Below are 2,305 nucleotides of genomic sequence, written 5' to 3'. Positions count from 1 at the left end.
TTTCACGTTGAGATTACTGGAGAGCGACGTGATACGGAAACGGTCATGCGTCGTTTGGAGGGGGGCGATTGGAAAAGTGCCAGCAATGGTAACTCGTTGGTCGCCTACCCTACCGCAAGCACGGTTCTTAGGGGAGGGGGTTGCAGTGATGCAGCCTCCTTACCCGACCCACTAGTAGGGGTGTAATCAGGATAAATGTTTTTTAGTGCCACCAACTTTTGAAACCTTTACCCAATGGAACTTTCAGAATCCACTATTCCATAAAGAGTCCTTCCTAAGAGATCACGTAGAAACAAGTGTTTCAAGCGCTCGTGGCACTAAATTACACGCATCCTGATTACACCCCTAGTATCGGCTCGAAAAATTCACTTAACTGCGGCGAACTGGGTGCCCGCTCTGCGGGGCTGCTTGAAAGAGCTATTCCCCCCACACTGTGCGGTCAAGAGAAATGGCGTTGCTGTCGTTTGGCAGTTGCCCGCCTACAACAATCGCTGTCAAACCACGAGACTGGGCATACTCAATCAAGACTTGCTTTTGATTCTCAGCGAGACTGGTCCAGGCGTTATCGGGCAAAAACAGCCCCTGCGTACCCATACCCCATGTGTCAATGAAACGTGAATAGCCGTACTTTTTCCTTATGGCATTGAGTATAGGTTGAGCTGCTTGTTTGGACTGCTGTTGCTGTGCCTGCGCTGCTGCTGGGGGTGCTGAACTTGCCTGACTCTCAGTTGTTTCAGTTTGGGTAGGACTGGGCGCACTTGCTGCAGCCGGGGGCGTGCTACTTACAGGACTCGGAGTTTGTTCTGACCGCCCATGAACGAGTAGCAAGAGCACAAACATCCCAGTAATCAGCCCTTTCGTTTTGAGCGACCAGTGCCCATGCTTCCACATAGACCAAAGACCAAGTGGGAAGAACAAGACTAATAACGCAATAATGATGCTCTTGCTGTCTGTTTCATACCAAGGCAACTTCTGCTTGACCGGCTTTGAGCGTGCAGTATTTTCTGAAAGTAAAGACGGCGCTGTTGCCTTTGAGGGTGTGGTTGCAGTTGCCACTACTTGCTCTACAACAGGCTCTCTAAACGTTTCAACGTTAGTAGTAGGCTGAACCTTCAGCGGTAGCGGCTGTAACTCAACTGGCTCTGTCCAAGCTGGGAAATCTGCACCGTGCTGGCGTCCATAAATTACCAAGCGCTGAACGACTTCAGCCTTCAGTCCCCGAACACCTTTCGTGACATAAGCAACCATTGCTGGCTGATTGGGGGCAAACTCAGCTTCGAGCATGACATGCAGACACTGATCCGTCAGCTGAGCTTTCGCTGTCACACCTTGCGCAGCCAAGGAGCGGTTCATCAGGGCAGTGATCGCCTGTGGATTGCCTTGCTTAGCAGCAGCCAAAATATTTTGCTGAGTCATGCGTTGCGTGTATGAGAGCTTCTGTTCTAGGGTGCCCACCTCCAAAGCGAACTCCCTATGAGATCCATACCTCGTCTACAAACCGCAGTCTTAAACCCCAACTTCTACCAGCTTCGCCTCTCCATGTGGATTTGTCGGAGGGGCGCGGTTAACTGCCCCGCGCCGCAGAAGCGATTGTGTTGAAAGTCAAGCTTTTTCCGCCACATCTGGACGCCAAGGCACTCCAGTTTTCGCCATAGCATTCAGGATAATCAACAACTTGTGCATGCAGGCGGTCAAAGCGACCTTCTTTAACTTGCCCTTGGCACACAGGCGCTCATAGGCTTAGTTGTAGCAGCGGAAAAATGCTGGTCGTTAGTGAGCTGTTGGAGGGCACTGTCCCCTTTATGAGGCCTGGTTGATCACTGCTAAGAAGTCTGGAATGGCGCAAGATCGTTGTTCATGATTCGGATTGTCCTATTTATGGCTGAAGATCGGACAGTTCGAGCTAACAGAGATCCAATTAAAGTGATCCTTATAAGCCTTATGCAGCGATCTTTTTAGCCTTAACGATCATTTTTTGTCTGTTGCTAAAACTAAGCCGTTGTACAACCGCACCAACGACCCCAATCCCTCAACCCTGACGACTTTGGAGAAGGTCGTCAGGTCTAAACCACCTTTAGCACTGATGTACAGCCATAATGGGCTCAGATGAAGCTGAACTCGTTTCATTTTCGGTAGTGCTACACAAGTAATGATGCGTTGTAGTGATGGATGAAATACCAAAGGGCACCAAGATGATTCTCTACGGATTTTGAAAATGACAAGGTTTTGCGAACCAGTCGAGACACTCGTTGCCTCAACGTGTTGTTGAAGCGTTCAATGTAGTTGGTTCTACCCGTTTCTTTAC

Annotated in this window: 3 protein-coding genes and 1 pseudogene; 1 reads left to right on the top strand and 3 read right to left on the bottom strand. The window is 49.7% G+C overall.

The annotated features are described in order from the left end of the window. A partial coding sequence (locus tag H6F86_RS31875) for a hypothetical protein (RefSeq protein ID WP_206756002.1) occupies positions 1 to 186 on the top strand: 186 nt, incomplete at its 5' end. Positions 187 to 417: 231 nt separating this feature from the next. Here H6F86_RS31875 and H6F86_RS03995 read toward each other — a convergent pair. The 3 genes and pseudogenes from H6F86_RS03995 to H6F86_RS03985 all read right to left on the bottom strand — a co-directional run. Next, positions 418 to 1,416: a hypothetical protein gene (locus tag H6F86_RS03995; protein ID WP_190446820.1), complete on the bottom strand. Its 999-nt coding sequence runs from the start codon at positions 1,414 to 1,416 to the stop codon at positions 418 to 420. Positions 1,417 to 1,602: 186 nt separating this feature from the next. Beyond that, positions 1,603 to 1,737, bottom strand: a pseudogene (locus H6F86_RS03990) (IS110 family transposase); the annotation flags it as partial. A 401-nt stretch (positions 1,738 to 2,138) separates the two neighbouring features. After that, a partial coding sequence (locus H6F86_RS03985; RefSeq protein ID WP_242033292.1) for an IS1 family transposase occupies positions 2,139 to 2,305 on the bottom strand: 167 nt, incomplete at its 5' end.

It is taken from the genome of Phormidium sp. FACHB-592 (genome assembly GCF_014695795.1).
Lineage (GTDB): Bacteria > Cyanobacteriota > Cyanobacteriia > Leptolyngbyales > Leptolyngbyaceae > Stenomitos.
This window is presented reverse-complemented; position numbering and strand designations above follow the sequence as displayed.